The sequence below is a fragment of the Pseudarthrobacter defluvii genome, assembly GCF_030816725.1.
Classification (GTDB): Bacteria; Actinomycetota; Actinomycetes; order Actinomycetales; family Micrococcaceae; genus Arthrobacter; species Arthrobacter defluvii_A.
The window spans coordinates 343,986-357,814 of sequence record NZ_JAUSYG010000001.1 but is presented as its reverse complement, the minus strand read 5'-3'; the positions used below and the strand labels follow the sequence as shown (position 1 = coordinate 357,814).

The window sequence follows — 13,829 nt, the reverse complement described above, 5'->3', positions numbered from 1 at the left end:
GCCGCATTCCGCGGCCGGCCCGGACCGTTTAACGTGCTTTAGTGGTCAGCCGGAAAGCTGACCACGGCTGTGGTTCCGCCACCCGGGGTTTCCCTGAGGCTCAGCACTCCGCCGTGCGCCCCGGCGATGCGGCGGGAGATGGCCAAACCCAGGCCGGAACCCTGTCCGTCGCCCTCCCGGCGGAGCCGGACCAGGGGCTCCAGCACGCGCTGCCGGTCCTCGGGAGCTATCCCCTTGCCGTTGTCCGCCACCATGACGGTGACCCCGTGATAGTTCGAGATTCCGCTGATCCGGATTCTCAGCTCCCTGTCCGGGCTCGGATAGTTCACTGCATTGGCCACCAGGTTCTGCAGGAGGGTGCGCAGCTGGCCGGGGTCCACAGTGAGCTTCAGGTCCTCGCTGTCCAAGGCGGACCCGGGCCCCAAGGACAAGCCCAGATCGTTGGCCACGTCCGCAGCCACATTTTGGAGGGACACGTGCTGCCGCTGGAGGCTTCCGCCCATTCGTGAGTAGCTGAGGACGTCTTCAAGCATGGCGAGCATCCTGTGCCCACTGGCACCGATGAGCTGGAAATATTCTGCGGCCGGATGGTCACCATCCACGTCGTCCTCGCCCATCTCCACGTACCCCAGCATGGTGGTGAGCGGGCCACGCAGGTCGTGGCTGACACGGCCGGCGAACTCTGCCAGCTTGGCGTTGCTCTCGCGGACCTCCGTCAAGGCGGTGTTCAGCTGCAGCGTCCGCCGCTGGAGTTCAAGCAACTGCACTGCCTGGCGGGCCAGGATCTCCAGCATGTCCTGCTGCTCACCGCTTGGGGCCGCAGTTGAATCGGAGAATACGCAGAGGGATCCAATGACGAATCCTGACGGCGTTTCCAAGGGAACCGAGGCATAAAACCTTACGGCGGCGATCTCGCCCGTGACGAAGGGGTTTGCCGCGAAGCGCGGGTCCAGGGAGGCATCCGGAACCACGGTCGACTCGCCTGAGAGGAAGACCTTCGAACACATGGAGTCCTGCCGTGAACAGATCCCTGCGTCAATCCCGACGGCGGCAACCTGGCGTTGCTCGTCGGACGTAACAACGTTTATTACCCCGTAGGGGACGCCACAGAGTTCGGCGGCGAGCTCAACGAGATTCCTGAGGGGCTCAGGAGACAGTTCCGGAACTGCTGCCAGCGGAGCCTCGTTGACCCGGGTAGCAAGGCCGTATTCACTCAGTAGCTCATCCCGCTCAGCCGGATCCATCAGAGTTGCTGTTGTCGAGTGAGTGTCCGCCACTAATCGTCCCCCTTCCGGACCGCCAAAGGGTCCCCGGGGAGATAGTACAGGCCAGCACAGTAGGATCCTGTAATGGCCCAACTCATCATCCCGGACCCATCCCTCCAGTCTTCCTGGCTGGAAGGAACTGCAGAGTTCCAAGGTGCACACCTGGACGGTGCAGGCGCCGCAGGCTGGGCGCTGGAAGATCTCAGGAACCCGGAGGCCTTTGCCCACTTCGTCGACGTCCTGGTCAAAGATGCCCTGCCGGGGACAGCGCGAAAGCCCGGGTACGTGCCCTGCACCTACCTTTGGATGGTCGACGGCGGCACATTCGTTGGCTCGCTGGCCATCCGGCATGAGCTAAACGACTACCTCCTGAACGAAGGAGGGCACATCGGCTACAGCGTCAGGCCCTCCGCCAGGCGCCGCGGCCACGCCGCAAAGGCGCTGGCTGGCGCGCTTCCGGTCGCGCGTTCACTGGGGATCGAGCGCGTCCTGCTGACCTGCGATGACGATAATGCGGGTTCACGGGCAACCATCGAGAAGAACGGGGGCCAGTACGAGGACACGCGCAAAGGCAAGCGCAGGTATTGGATCGCTACCACCTAATCAAGCATCGGTGTGCTCATCTGCCAGACTTGCCGGGTGATCACTGAACATGCCCTGCTCCCGGTCGTTCCGGGCCAGGAAGAGGAATTCGAAGCCTCTTTCGATCAGGCCCGCAGCATCATCGCTTCGATGCCGGGTTTCGTCTCGCTGTCCCTGTCTCGCTCCATCGAATCCCCCAGCACCTACCTGCTGCTCGTAGAGTGGGAGACCCTGGAGGACCACATTGTCGGCTTCCGGGGATCCGCCGAGTACCAGCAGTGGCGCTCTCTGCTCCACCGCTTCTATGAGCCGTTTCCGCTGGTTGAACACTTCAGCCCGGTGGAGTGCCAGCACGCTGAAGATTAGGCAAAGTGGGGGGAGCCCCCGCGCGAGTCTGGCTCCAGCGCGAGGGCTCCTGATGCTTCCTGCCGGGGAATTGACGCGGAAGCAGTTAAAAAGTTACCGCCCAGTAGCTTGGCCAAATGCCGGAAAGCAGGATGTTGGGCCATTCTTGATTCAACCTTGAGCCACGAGCTCAAGGGACCCTTAGTCCGCAGGATCGGCCGCAGCGTCCGGGTCCTCTTCCGGTTCGAAGGTGTTGGGCGCAGCGCCATCAGAAATCCCGACGCCGTCCTTCCCGCCCGGGATCCCGCCGTCGGCGTTGCCCTTGCTGGCTGCCGCGCCCTCCTGCGGCTCATCCTCAGGCAGTGAATCAGGTGAATTGATGGACATCGCTCCTCCTTCTGTGGCTGGGCCTCCACGCTAACAGGCCGGAATGGAAAATGGGCCCGAGTACCGGGAAGTTTTCCCCTCCCCTAGCTGCCGGGGGACGCCGTCCGCTGCTGCCTCAGGATGTAGCGCTGCAGCTTTCCCGACGGCGTCTTTGGCAGGTCCGCAACGAAGTGGATGCGGCGCGGATAGGCATGGGCGGCGAACTGCGTCTTGACCATGGTCTGGAGCTCGGCCACCAATGCGTCACTGCCGGTGGTCCCGGCCGCCAGGACAACGTAGGCCTCAAGGACTTCTCCGCGCAGTTCGTCGGGAGCGCCCACCACGGCGCTTTCCAGGACCGCCGGGTGCGTGGCCAGGACGCTTTCCACATCAAAAGGGCCAATCCGGTATCCGGCCATGATGATCACGTCGTCGTCGCGGGAGGAGAAGAAATAGTAGCCGTCCTGGTCCACCATGCCCGCGTCACCGGTCAGGTACCACTTGGCGTCCGCGCTGAACCTTTCGGCCGTCTTCTCCGGCGCGTCCTGGTACCCCCTGAACCACATCATGGGGCTCTCTGCCACGTTGACGGCTACGCGGCCCAGTTCACCCGGTTCGGCCAGCTCGTCGGCGTTGTCCTTGAGCACCGCGCAGCTCCATCCCGGCAGGGGGCGGCCCATGGAACCCGGCCTCAGCTCCGACCTCACGTCATCATGCCAGGCGTTGATGATCATCATTCCGTGTTCGGTCTGGCCGTAGTGGTCCCGCACCGGAACACCCAGCACCTCCCGGGCCCAGCTGATCACCTCGGGGGTCAGCGGTTCGCCGGCAGAGGAGGCGCGCCGAAGCTGGAACGGCCCGGTACCGGCGCCGGTTTTCGCGCGCATGGTGCGGTACACCGTGGGAGCTGCCGCGAAGTTGGTGACGGAGAAAGCCTCCAGCACTTTGAAGCTGAGTTCCGGGGAAAACCCGGGGCGCAGCAGGAGGTTCCGCCGCCCCGCCGCCATCGGCCCGAGGATCCCGTAGTACAGGCCGTACGCCCAGCCGGGGTCTGCGGCATTCCAGAAGACATCCTCTTCACTGACGTCCAGGCCCAGTTCCACGTACTGCCGGAAGGCGGCCAACGCCCGGACGGGCACCGGCACACCCTTGGGGGCGCCGGTGGTTCCGGACGTAAAGATCAGCACCAGGGCACCGTCACCGCCCACAGTTTCTGCAGCGATCCCCGGTTCCTGTCTGGCCAGGAGCGGAGTAAGCGCGAGGTCCGGCTGCGATGCTTCTGCACCGGCAACCACGACGGCGGCCCGGGTTTCCCGGATCTTCGCCCGCTGATCGGGGTCCGTGATCACGGCCTTTGCACCGGACGCTGTGAGGCGAAGTTCGATTGCCGGCCACGCGAAGGCCGTGAACAGGGGCACATGGACGGCCCCGCGCCGCCAAATGGCCAGGAGCATGACCACGAGGTCTGCGGACTTTCCCATCAGGGTGGCCACCGCATCTCCGGGACCGATCCCCAACTCTGCCAAGGCCGCGGCACCCCGTTCCGAGCGCTCCCTGAGTTCCCCGTAGGTGATGTCCTCCGCGGAGAGGTCGGCGGCAACCACCGTGAAGGCGACGGCGTTGGGATCGTGGCTGTCGCAGAGGAGCTCGGCTGCGCAGGCGTCCGGCGCGCCGTAGGTGGCAAGAAGGGCATCAACGGCTGGAACCGGACGGGACATTCGTTCTCCTTTGAACAACAGCACCTGGAAACGCAGTGGAATAAACGTACTGCACGGGACCCCGCCGTCGCGCGCTGACGAAAGTCAGCCCCTGGCGCCCGGTGGGCGGATGATGCGCCGCTGGGTGGCGACGGCGATCGCAGCCGTTCGGTTGTCCACGCCGAGCTTCCCGTAGATGTGCACCAGGTGGGTCTTAACGGTCGCTTCGGAGATATAAACCTGCCTGGCGATTGCGCGGTTGGACAGACCGGTGGCCAGCAGTTCCAGCAGCTGCACCTCGCGCGGGGTCAGGGAAGTTCCCGGGTTGCTGATCCGGTCCATCAGCAGCGCGGCGGCGCGTGGCGCAAGCACGGTGCCGCCGGCGGCAGCCTGCAGGACCGCCTGCCGCAGCTGCTCGGGTGGCGCGTCCTTCAGCATGTACCCGCTGGCTCCCGCTTCCACCGCGGCCAGGATGTCCGCGTCCGTGTCATACGTGGTGAGGATGAGCACCGGCGGCGGAGTATCCAGCTTCCGGATCTCGGCAGTGGCTGTGACACCATCCATCCCCTCCCCCATCTGCAGGTCCATGAGGACCACATCCGGCGCCTCGCCCAAAGCCACCAACCGTGCCAGTTCCTTCAGCGCAGCCTGGCCGTCAGCAGCCTCGGCGGCAATCGAGATGCCCTCGAACCCTGTGAGCATGGCACGAAGCCCGGCGCGGACCACGGGGTGGTCGTCCACGAGCAGGACCCGGACCTCGCTCACCGTTCCTCCACAGGCAGCCGGATTGCGACCACCGTGCCCTCGCCCGGCGCCGACTCCACGGCCAGCAAGCCGTTCAGGGCCGTGACGCGCTCCCGCAGCGAGCGCAGCCCGAAGCCGCTGCCGTCCGCTGCGTCCGTGGCACCTTCCGCAACGGACGGATCGAAACCCGTGCCGTCGTCGTACACGTCCATGGTCACCTCGGTACCAAGGAAGGCAAGGCTGACGACGGCGGCCGTCGCCCGTGCGTGTTCGCGCACGTTCGCAAGGCTCGCCTGCGCCGCCCGCAGCAGCGTGACCCGCACCGTCTGGGGGAGCTCCTGCGGCTCGCCGTCCACCTCAAGCCGGCAACGCAGCGGCACCCCGGAAGCCGCCGCGCCGGCCTCGGTGTTGTCGCAGAGCCGGCGCAGCACCTCCACCAGCGAGGTGCCTTCGAGCTGGGGCGGGGTCAGGCCGCGGACAAAACTGCGCGCCTCGGCCAGGTTGTCCGCCGCAGTCTGCTGCACCAGAGCCAGCTGGCCGGACGCGGTGGCGGTGTCTCCGTCCGTAAGTGATTGCCCGGCTGCGCGTCCCAGCAGCACGATGCTGGACAGTCCCTGCGCCAGGGTGTCGTGGATTTCCCGGGCCAGCCGTTCCCGCTCCGCCAGCACGCCGGCCTCATGCTGGGACCGCGCCAGCTCCTCCCGAGTGCGGCGCAGCTGGTCCGCGGCCCGCCGCTGGTTTTCGGCCTCGCGGTACAGGGCTGCGTAGGCGAGGCCGGTGATGACCGAGAATACTGCGCCGAGCACAGGCCCGACGACAGCCGCTGCATGCGGCACGGGGGCACCGCTGACAGCCCACTGCGACGCGATCACCGCCGCCGTCATCAGCGCAATGATCAGCAGCGCCGGCCGCCGGGGCAGCAGGTGCAGGTGCAGGAAGAAAATGGGAAAGGCCAGCCAGGCGAAGTCGGCGCTGCCTGCAAGCAGAAATGCCCACAGCCCGGTGACCACGCCCAGCCAGGGCAGGGCGTAACGCCGTGGGTTGAATACCAGCCGTCCTTCCGCGTGGCGCTTTTCCACCACGGTGCCGGCCAGATACGCAGCAGCGAGGACGACGGCGGCGCCCGCCCAGACCCAGCGCAGGGAACCCCCGGCCATCAGCGTCCGGGCCAGGGCTACGGCCAGCAGCAGGGCGAATCCGGTGTGCAGGGTGACGCGCAGGACGCGGAGGATGGCCGCCGACGACGCATTTTCCAAGGCGCCCAAGGGTCCGCTGGACTTGCTGCCGCCGGCCGTCTCGACGGACGGCGGCAGGGGCGTGGCAGGCATTTCCCCAGCTTATGCCGGGAGCACGTGCAGGGGATCAACCGAAAGGTTGACTCACGCATCAACCATTCCACTCCCGCGGATCAACCGTCCCTGCGATGCCCGCGCAGGCTCCGGCCGGAAGAGTGGAAGGACGAGAAGAAACCCCTGCTGAGAGAAGAAACAACGTGTTCCTGGCAATCCGCGATATCCGCTTCGCCAAAGGCCGGTTCGCCATGATGGGCGGCGTCGTAGCCCTGATCACCCTGCTGCTGGTCATGCTGTCCGGCCTGACCGCGGGCCTGGCCGAACAATCCACGTCCGCCATCGGAAAGCTGGGGGCAGCAGCCGCAAAGCCGGTGGACAGCATCGCGTTCGGCGCCCCCGGTTCCGGCGCCCCCAAGGCGTCCTACACCGAAAGCTCTGTGACATCCGCCCAGGTGGACAGCTGGAAGGACCGGCCCGGCGTCCAGTCCGCCGAGCCCGTGGGCATCACTCAGACCCGCGCGCAGGCGGGCGGGGGTTCCGGCACGGCAAACGTGGCGGTGTTCGGGGTGTCGGCCGGCAGTCCGCTGGCGCCTGTGGAGGTGTCTGCGGGCACGGCTGCGGTGGGGGCGTCTGTGGCGAAGGCGCTGTCGGTGGGCCAGGGCGACAAGGTGTCCGTCGGCGGCGTGGAGCTGTCGGTCGCCGCGATGGTGCCGGACCAGTGGTACGCGCACACCAGCGTGGTGTGGACGGCACTGCCTGCCTGGGCCAAGGCGGCACACGTGACCGACGGCCGCCAGCTGGCCACCGTCGTCGCCATCACCTATGCGGACGGAGCCACCGTGGATGATGCCGCCGCGAACGCCGCGGCAAACACGGTGAGCGAGTCCCGCACTGGATCCTTCCAGGCCCTTGGCTCCTTCAAGAGCGAAAACGGCTCCCTGACCCTGATGCAGGCGTTCCTGTATGGGATCTCGGCGCTGGTGATCGTCGCCTTCCTGACCGTCTGGACCATCCAGCGCACCCGCGACATAGCCGTCCTGAAAGCCATGGGCGCGCCCAGTTCCTACATCCTCCGGGATGCCATGACCCAGGCCACCATTGTGCTGCTGGCGGGCGCCGGAGTCGGCGGAGCCGTGGGAGTTGCCGCGGGGGTTTTCGCGGCCCAGGCTGCCCCCTTCCAGCTGAACGTTGGCACCACGGTGCTTCCCGTCGTCGGGATCGTTGCCCTGGGCCTGGCCGGTGCAGCGCTGGCCGTCCGCCGCGTCACCAAAGTCGACGCGCTCCTGGCGCTCGGCGGCAACTAACCCCTCATCCCTCCTTTGAAAAGGAATTCATCATGACCACAACTGTTCCCCTGAACCTGGTCAACGTCACCCTCGAATATCCCGACGGCGGCGGCACCACCACTGCCCTGGACCGGGTCAGCCTCACAGCGGAAGCCGGTCAGCTTGTGGCACTCGTCGGCCCCTCGGGGTCCGGAAAGTCGAGCCTCCTGGCCACCGCCGCCACCCTGGTCCGCCCAACCAGCGGCCGGGTGATCATCGACGGCACCGACACGGCCGGCCTGAAGGACAAGGAGCTCACGGCACTGCGGCGGGCGAAAGTGGGCATCATCTTCCAGCAGCCCAACCTGCTCCCGTCACTCACCGCCGTCGAACAGCTCATCATCAGCGACCACCTGCGTGGGCGGTCCGCCAAAACGGCCCGGACCAGGGCAGGCGAGCTGCTGGATGTCGTCGGGCTTTCAGCGAGCGCGGGCAAGCTCCCGCACCAGCTCTCCGGCGGCCAGCGCCAGCGAGCCAACATCGCCCGGGCTCTCATGGGCAGTCCGAAAGTGCTGCTGGTGGACGAGCCGACGGCGGCCCTGGACCATGAGCGAAGCGCCTCGGTGGTCCGTCTGCTGCGGCAGGTGACCACGGAGTTCTCGGTGGCCACGGTGATGGTCACGCATGACACCGAATTCGTGCCGCTGACGGACCTGGTGGCCAGCATGCGGGATGGCCGGTTGACGGCCCCCGGCCCTGGCACTCACCCCAAATGGTGCACCGTGAACGCCGTCAGGAAGCCCACCGATGCGGTCAGCCCGGTGAGGTTGTGGTGCTCCTCGAAGGCCTCCGGAATCATGGTGTCCGCCAGCATGGCCAGGATGCCGCCGGCGGCAACAGCCGTTATGAACGCCACCAGTTCATCCGGCGCGTTCTCCAGGGCCACGTACCCCAGCAGCGCGGCCACCCCGCTCAGGATCGCGATGACGCCCCAGAGCCCGAACACGTAATTGCGGCTCCGGCCGGCCTTCTTCATGCCGGCGGTACCCGACAACCCCTCCGGCACGTTGGAAATGAAGACGGCCGCCAGCATGGCCGGGCTCACCGCTCCTCCGGCAAGCAGGCCGACGCCCAGGACCACGGATTCGGGCACTCCGTCCAGCAATGCTCCGACGGCGATGGCCGTGCCGCTGCCCGGGTCCTCCTTTTCGGAGGGCTGCTGGGCGCCGGACCGCTTGCGGTGCTTGGCGCCTGCCCTGGCCAGGAGCATGTTGGCACCGACATACACCACTGCGCCGGCCAGGAAGCCGGCCGCCGTCGGCCACAGCCCGCCGCCCTTGACGGCCTCGTCAACAAGCTCAAAGGCAAGGGCGGAAATCAACACACCCGCGCCAAACGACATGATGGTGGAAACGACCTTTGACGGTATGGACCACCGCCAGGACACAGCGGCTCCCAGCACCAGGGCCGCGCCGGCGCCGGTGCCCCATACAAGTGACATCAACCAATTGGGCATACATGTTCCGTCCCCAGCCCGGCCGAAATGAAACACAAGGAGCAGCCGGGCCGCCATCCCGGTGCTTCTGGGACAGGCTCCGCCGTAGGCCACACGCCGCACCCGGAATTGATGGGATCTTGAGGTAAACCTTGCCGACCCTAGACGTTGCAGGTCCACGCTTGAGCCATAGGACAAAGCTTTTGGGGAGCAGGAAGTCATGGGAAGCAGAACAGCGTTGGACAACGAAGTCACAACCGTAGGCGGCGTGCTGACAGACCGGCGGCCGCTGGACTTCCACACGCTGGGGGTGGCCGGGTGCATTGACCGGCTCACAGCACCCCTGCGGCAGCGCGGGACCGTGGTTCACTGGGACACCCCGCACTGGGGCATTGAGATCCCGGCGGATTCCGCGTCCCTGCTGTACCAGTCCGCCCGTGAGGTACTGAGCAACGCGTTCAAATACTCCTCGGCTCACACTCTGGGCATCCAGCTTGCAGCCGTTGACCACGGCATCCGTCTGGTGGTGTCCGACGACGGCACGGGCTTTGACAGCAGCCTCGCCACCTGCGGGCGGCATCACGGGTATGGACTCCGCCTCATGTCGGTCGCCGTCCAGGAAGCCGGCGGAACGGTGGACATCACCTCCAGCCCCGGCCGGGGCACCAGCGTCACAGTCACCCTGCCGCTGGACTGACGCCCGCAACGAAAAGCGGCGCCCGGCATACGGGGCCAGCTGCGGCCAGAGTGGGTGGATGGTGCTTGACAGGCCCGGGTGCGGGGCGCTGAATGAGGATGCCGCAAACGAACGTTCCCAGCCCTACTCATGCCAGGAGCAGCCATGACTGAAAATCCAGCCAAGGACGACGACGACCGCGTCCACAACGAGGCACCGGCGGAAGGCGACCCCAACGCTGACCCCAACGGCCTGCGCGTCCACCCCCAGGACCCCGCAGAAGGAGCGGATCCCGCAGACGGAACGGCGGGCGACGGCGGCGCCAGCAAGTAGCTTTTACTGTCCGGGATTGATAGACCCCTTGCACGCCTTCCACTGATCTACTACGTTGTAACTCGGGCCGAGAAAGCGCTTTCCCATTGTCTCAGGCTCAGACACGCAGCAGCAATCACCAGTGGAATTGGATGACATGACGGACAGCACCCTCATCAGGTGGATCGACGGGCAGGCCCCGACGGAAATCAGCGGCGGAACCACATGGGGCATGCCATTCGCCCGCGGCACAGTGCCCGGGACAGAGGCCCTGACAGTCACGGACGCTACCGGCACGAACGTCCCCAGCCAGGCGTGGCCGCTGGCAACCTGGCCTGATGGATCCTTGAAGTGGGCAGGCATTGCCCTGCCGGCGACAGATTCACCGTCAGACACCTACCGCGTGGCGGCCGACGGCGGGACAGCCACCGCCGCCAGCCGGCCGCCGTCGGACGCTTCCTCAGTCACGGTCACCGAAGGTGCCGACGCCCTGACCGTGGACACCGGGGTCCTGCAAATGGTGATCCACCGCAGCGGATCCACCCTGTTCACCAGCCTGACCCGGGACGGCCGGGAAGTTGCCCGCGACGCCACGCTTGTGAGCCTCCTGCAGGACGGCATTCCGGAAGGCGCCGGAACGGTGGGCCGCAATCCGTTCACCGGTGAGGTCACCGCTGTCGTCCTCGAACAAAGCGGACCGGTCCGCGCCGTGGTGCGGCTGGAAGGCAACCACCGCCCCGACACGCCTGAAAGTGGAAGGCGGGCCTGGCTGCCGTTCACCGTGCGCTTCTACTTCCACGCCAATGCCCGCAGCGTCCGCATGGTGCACTCCTTTATCTGGGACGGGGACGCGGAGCGGGATTTCCTTGCCGGACTCGGCGTGCGCTTCACGGTGCCGCTGGAGGACGAGCTGCACAACCGCCACATCCGTATTGCCGGAGCCGACGGCGGATTCCTCACTGAGGCGGTCCGCGGCCTCACCGGCCTGCGCCGCGACCCCGGCGCGGAGGTGCGCGAGGCCCAGATCACCGGCCGCCCCACTCCCCAGCTGGACACCTGGAACCCGGAAGTCTCCAACCGCCTGCACCTGATTCCCGCGTGGGGCGATTACACGCTCAGCCAGCTCAGTGCGGACGGCTTCGAGCTCCGCAAGCGGACCGCCGCCGGCCACGGCTGGGTGGGGATTTCCGGCGGGACCCGCTCGGCTGGCTTCTGCTCGCTCAGCGACACCCGGGGCGGATTGGGCGTGGGGGTCAAGGACTTCTGGCAGTCCCACCCGGGGCAGCTGGATATCCGCGGCGCCGCCACCGGCCAAGCCTCTGTGACGGCCTGGCTGTACTCACCCGAAGCGCAGCCCATGGATCTGAGGTTCTACCACGATGGCCTGGGGCAGGACACGTTCGAGGAACAGCTCGAAGGCTTGGAAATAACGTACGAGGACTACGAGCCGGGGTTCGGCAACCCGGCCGGCATTGCCCGCACCCATGAGCTGACCCTGTTCGCCTATGAAGCCACCCCGCCAACCGAAAGCCTGGCCGCGGACGCTGCTTCCGCGTCCGCCCCCGCCCTGCTGCAGGCAACCCCGGAGTACCTGCACTCCGCAGGCGTGTTCGGCGACTGGGCCCCGGTGGACCGCAGCACCCCGGCACGGGCGAGCCTGGAAGACCGGCTGGACTTCCTGTTCGACTTCTACGCCGGACAAGTGGAGCAGCGGCGGTGGTACGGGTTCTGGAACTACGGCGACGTGATGCACACGTACGACTTTGACCGGCACGTGTGGCGCTACGACGTGGGCGGCTACGCCTGGGACAACTCCGAACTCTCCCCTGACCTCTGGCTGTGGTACTCCTACCTTCGCTCCGGCCGGGCGGACATCTTCCGCTTTGCCGAGGCCATGACCCGGCACACCGGCGAAGTGGACGTCTACCACCTGGGCCCATGGAAGGGCCTGGGGTCGCGGCACAACGTCCAGCACTGGGGCTGCAGCGCCAAGCAGCTGCGGATCAGCACCCCGGCCTACCGCCGCTTCTACTACTACCTGACCGCGGACGAGCGCACCGGGGACCTGCTCACCGAGCTGGTGGACAGCGACCAGAACTTCCTGGGCCTGGACCCCGTCCGCAAGGTCCGCCCGGACGCCGCCACCTACCGCCCCAACCGGGGCGCCCTGGGCGTGGGTCTCGGCACGGACTGGGGTTCGCTCGCGGCCACGTGGCTGACTGACTGGGAACGCACCGGCAACCCCCGCTCCCGCGACCGGCTGCTGGGCACCATGGCGGACATCGGCGCGCTGAAGTACGGCTTCCTCACCGGCGAGGCGCTGTATGACCTGGACACGGGCCGGTTCGATACCGGGCGGGAGCAGATTTCCGTTTCACACCTCAGCGCCGTGTTTGGACTGGTGGAAATCTGCAGCGAGCTGGTGGACCTGGTGGATGATCCGGAGTTCGAGCGGGCCTGGCTGCAGTACTGCCGCCTGTTCCTGGCCACCAAGGAGGATCAGGTGGAAGCGGTGGGCCAGCCGCTCGAAGGCATCTATCTCACGCAGGCGCACAGCCGGCTCACCGCGTATGCGGCCGCACGTTTGCAGGACCGTGACCTTGCAGCGCGGGCCTGGGAGAGCTTCGCCGAGGGCGGTGAGCACCTGAACCACCAATCAGCGTTCTCCCTGAGGAAGATTGAGCCGCCTTGCGTGCTGCTGCCCGTGGACGAGGCGCCGACCGTCTCCACCAACGACACCGCCCAGTTCGGCCTTGCAGTCATCCAAAACCTCGCCTTGGTGGGCGACCACCTGGACTGACGCAGCATTCCCGGCCAGAACCAACGACGGCGGCACCCGCCTTGCCATTCCCCGCCAGGCCAAGTGCCGCCGTCGTCCGTCTTCCCCGCCCTTGGAAGCGGAAGGTAACGGCTGGGTAACGGAGCTCTTGCGCGCTAACAGAAGTTACGCAGTCGACGCACGGCGCCTGTTTACACCCCCTTTAAGGCAGCCCTATGGTGCTCACCTAAACAAGGTTGAAAGCAACCTTGGGAAGGGAAAAGAGCACCATGAAGAGCAAGATTGCAGTCATGGCTTTGGCTGCCCTGAGTCTGATCCTGGCCCTGATCGCCGGGGGCCCCGCCGCTTCGGCCCAGGCTGCAGACAAACCGCTGATCGGCTTGACCTTCGATGACGGGCCTTCGGCCGAGCGCACCGCCTTTGTCCTCGACGTCCTCAAGGAGAAGAACGTCAAGGCCACGTTCTTCCTCCAGGGCTCCCACGTGCAGCAGTACCCCGACCTCGTCCGGCGGATCAAAGCCGAGGGACACGTGATCGGCAACCACTCCTGGGACCACGCCAACTTCCCTGACCTGACCCAAGCGAACCAGAAGCAGGAGGTTGACCGTACCAATACCGCGATCAAAGCGATCACCGGCACCACACCCACGTTGATGCGCTTCCCGTTCGGCAACAGCACCTCCTACGCGCTGAACTACCTCAGGAACATCGGCATGAGCGGCGGCATCCAATGGCACTGGGAGGTCGGCGAACCCGGCGATTACGAGTGCCCCGGCGCAGCTGGAGTCCAGAAGTACGTGCTGGATGAGGTTGCCCCCGGTGCAATCATCCTGCTCCACGACGGCAATGACGTCTTGTCCTGCCCGGCGTCGCAGTGGAACTACCTGTCCAGCACCATTGACGCAATCCGGGCCGAGGGCTACGAATTTGGCGTCGTGGCTCCTTCCTCTAAGCCCAGCGCGCTGAACGAGGGTTCCTACGGCGTCGTGGTGGCGCCTTAGGCAGGCCCGG

Annotated in this window: 13 protein-coding genes and 1 pseudogene; 8 read left to right on the top strand and 6 right to left on the bottom strand. The window is 66.5% G+C overall.

What is annotated here, in order from left to right; translation table 11 throughout:
* Window positions 1–38 precede the first annotated feature (38 nt).
* Window positions 39–1,244, bottom strand: coding sequence for a GAF domain-containing sensor histidine kinase (locus QF031_RS01575; protein ID WP_307423161.1), 1,206 nt, complete (start codon window positions 1,242–1,244; stop codon window positions 39–41).
* 105 nt (window positions 1,245–1,349) lie between these two features.
* Here QF031_RS01575 and QF031_RS01570 point away from each other — a divergent pair, with 105 nt between their 5' ends.
* Together QF031_RS01570 and QF031_RS01565 are read left to right on the top strand one after the other, a co-directional pair.
* Window positions 1,350–1,868 carry a GNAT family N-acetyltransferase gene (locus QF031_RS01570; protein ID WP_307423160.1) on the top strand — a complete coding sequence of 173 codons (519 nt, stop codon included), beginning with the start codon at window positions 1,350–1,352 and terminating at the stop codon, window positions 1,866–1,868.
* A 36-nt stretch (window positions 1,869–1,904) separates the two neighbouring features.
* Window positions 1,905–2,213 carry an antibiotic biosynthesis monooxygenase family protein gene (locus tag QF031_RS01565; RefSeq protein WP_307423156.1) on the top strand — a complete coding sequence of 103 codons (309 nt, stop codon included), beginning with the start codon at window positions 1,905–1,907 and terminating at the stop codon, window positions 2,211–2,213.
* Window positions 2,214–2,393: 180 nt separating this feature from the next.
* On the opposite strand, the gene QF031_RS01560 is transcribed toward QF031_RS01565, so the two are convergent.
* The 4 genes from QF031_RS01560 to QF031_RS01545 all read right to left on the bottom strand — a co-directional run bounded on the left by QF031_RS01560 (window position 2,394) and on the right by QF031_RS01545 (window position 6,327).
* A complete protein-coding gene (locus QF031_RS01560) occupies window positions 2,394–2,579 on the bottom strand; it encodes a hypothetical protein (RefSeq protein ID WP_307423154.1) in 186 nt (61 codons plus the stop codon).
* A gap of 83 nt (window positions 2,580–2,662) precedes the next feature.
* The gene (locus tag QF031_RS01555; protein WP_307423150.1) at window positions 2,663–4,276 is read right to left on the bottom strand and encodes an AMP-binding protein; all 1,614 of its coding nucleotides are present in this window, start codon (window positions 4,274–4,276) and stop codon (window positions 2,663–2,665) included.
* A gap of 84 nt (window positions 4,277–4,360) precedes the next feature.
* On the bottom strand, window positions 4,361–5,020 hold the full coding sequence (locus QF031_RS01550; RefSeq protein WP_307423147.1) for a response regulator: 660 nt from the start codon (window positions 5,018–5,020) through the stop codon (window positions 4,361–4,363).
* A complete protein-coding gene (locus tag QF031_RS01545) occupies window positions 5,017–6,327 on the bottom strand; it encodes a sensor histidine kinase (protein ID WP_307423144.1) in 1,311 nt (436 codons plus the stop codon). The genes QF031_RS01550 and QF031_RS01545 overlap by 4 nt, the downstream gene beginning before the upstream one ends.
* Before the next feature lie 164 nt (window positions 6,328–6,491).
* On the opposite strand from QF031_RS01545, the gene QF031_RS01540 reads away from it, so the two are divergent.
* Window positions 6,492–7,595: an FtsX-like permease family protein gene (locus QF031_RS01540; RefSeq protein WP_307423140.1), complete on the top strand. Its 1,104-nt coding sequence runs from the start codon at window positions 6,492–6,494 to the stop codon at window positions 7,593–7,595.
* Window positions 7,596–7,627: 32 nt separating this feature from the next.
* Window positions 7,628–8,308, top strand: a pseudogene (locus QF031_RS01535) (ABC transporter ATP-binding protein); the annotation flags it as partial.
* An 11-nt stretch (window positions 8,309–8,319) separates the two neighbouring features.
* Here QF031_RS01535 and QF031_RS01530 read toward each other — a convergent pair.
* Window positions 8,320–9,072 carry a ZIP family metal transporter gene (locus QF031_RS01530; protein WP_307423138.1) on the bottom strand — a complete coding sequence of 251 codons (753 nt, stop codon included), beginning with the start codon at window positions 9,070–9,072 and terminating at the stop codon, window positions 8,320–8,322.
* A gap of 199 nt (window positions 9,073–9,271) precedes the next feature.
* Between QF031_RS01530 and QF031_RS01525 the strand changes: the two genes are divergently transcribed.
* The 4 genes from QF031_RS01525 to QF031_RS01510 all read left to right on the top strand — a co-directional run bounded on the left by QF031_RS01525 (window position 9,272) and on the right by QF031_RS01510 (window position 13,819).
* On the top strand, window positions 9,272–9,748 hold the full coding sequence (locus tag QF031_RS01525; RefSeq protein WP_307423136.1) for a sensor histidine kinase: 477 nt from the start codon (window positions 9,272–9,274) through the stop codon (window positions 9,746–9,748).
* Between the two features lie 144 nt (window positions 9,749–9,892).
* Window positions 9,893–10,060 carry a hypothetical protein gene (locus tag QF031_RS01520; protein ID WP_307423134.1) on the top strand — a complete coding sequence of 56 codons (168 nt, stop codon included), beginning with the start codon at window positions 9,893–9,895 and terminating at the stop codon, window positions 10,058–10,060.
* A 136-nt stretch (window positions 10,061–10,196) separates the two neighbouring features.
* Window positions 10,197–12,839: an exo-rhamnogalacturonan lyase family protein gene (locus QF031_RS01515; RefSeq protein ID WP_307423131.1), complete on the top strand. Its 2,643-nt coding sequence runs from the start codon at window positions 10,197–10,199 to the stop codon at window positions 12,837–12,839.
* A 248-nt stretch (window positions 12,840–13,087) separates the two neighbouring features.
* Window positions 13,088–13,819 carry a polysaccharide deacetylase family protein gene (locus QF031_RS01510; protein ID WP_307423129.1) on the top strand — a complete coding sequence of 244 codons (732 nt, stop codon included), beginning with the start codon at window positions 13,088–13,090 and terminating at the stop codon, window positions 13,817–13,819.
* Window positions 13,820–13,829: the final 10 nt, after the last annotated feature.

Excerpts from the sequence above, each read along its gene's own strand:
- QF031_RS01525 (WP_307423136.1), top strand. The coding sequence starts at position 9,272 with ATGGGAAGCAGAACAGCGTTGGACAACGAAGTCACAACCGTAGGCGGC.
- QF031_RS01560 (WP_307423154.1), bottom strand. The coding sequence starts at position 2,579 with ATGTCCATCAATTCACCTGATTCACTGCCTGAGGATGAGCCGCAGGAG.
- QF031_RS01570 (WP_307423160.1), top strand. The coding sequence starts at position 1,350 with ATGGCCCAACTCATCATCCCGGACCCATCCCTCCAGTCTTCCTGGCTG.
- QF031_RS01575 (WP_307423161.1), bottom strand. The coding sequence starts at position 1,244 with ATGGATCCGGCTGAGCGGGATGAGCTACTGAGTGAATACGGCCTTGCT.
- QF031_RS01515 (WP_307423131.1), top strand. The coding sequence starts at position 10,197 with ATGACGGACAGCACCCTCATCAGGTGGATCGACGGGCAGGCCCCGACG.
- QF031_RS01510 (WP_307423129.1), top strand. The coding sequence starts at position 13,088 with ATGAAGAGCAAGATTGCAGTCATGGCTTTGGCTGCCCTGAGTCTGATC.
- QF031_RS01530 (WP_307423138.1), bottom strand. The coding sequence starts at position 9,072 with ATGCCCAATTGGTTGATGTCACTTGTATGGGGCACCGGCGCCGGCGCG.
- QF031_RS01545 (WP_307423144.1), bottom strand. The coding sequence starts at position 6,327 with ATGCCTGCCACGCCCCTGCCGCCGTCCGTCGAGACGGCCGGCGGCAGC.
- QF031_RS01555 (WP_307423150.1), bottom strand. The coding sequence starts at position 4,276 with ATGTCCCGTCCGGTTCCAGCCGTTGATGCCCTTCTTGCCACCTACGGC.
- QF031_RS01520 (WP_307423134.1), top strand. The coding sequence starts at position 9,893 with ATGACTGAAAATCCAGCCAAGGACGACGACGACCGCGTCCACAACGAG.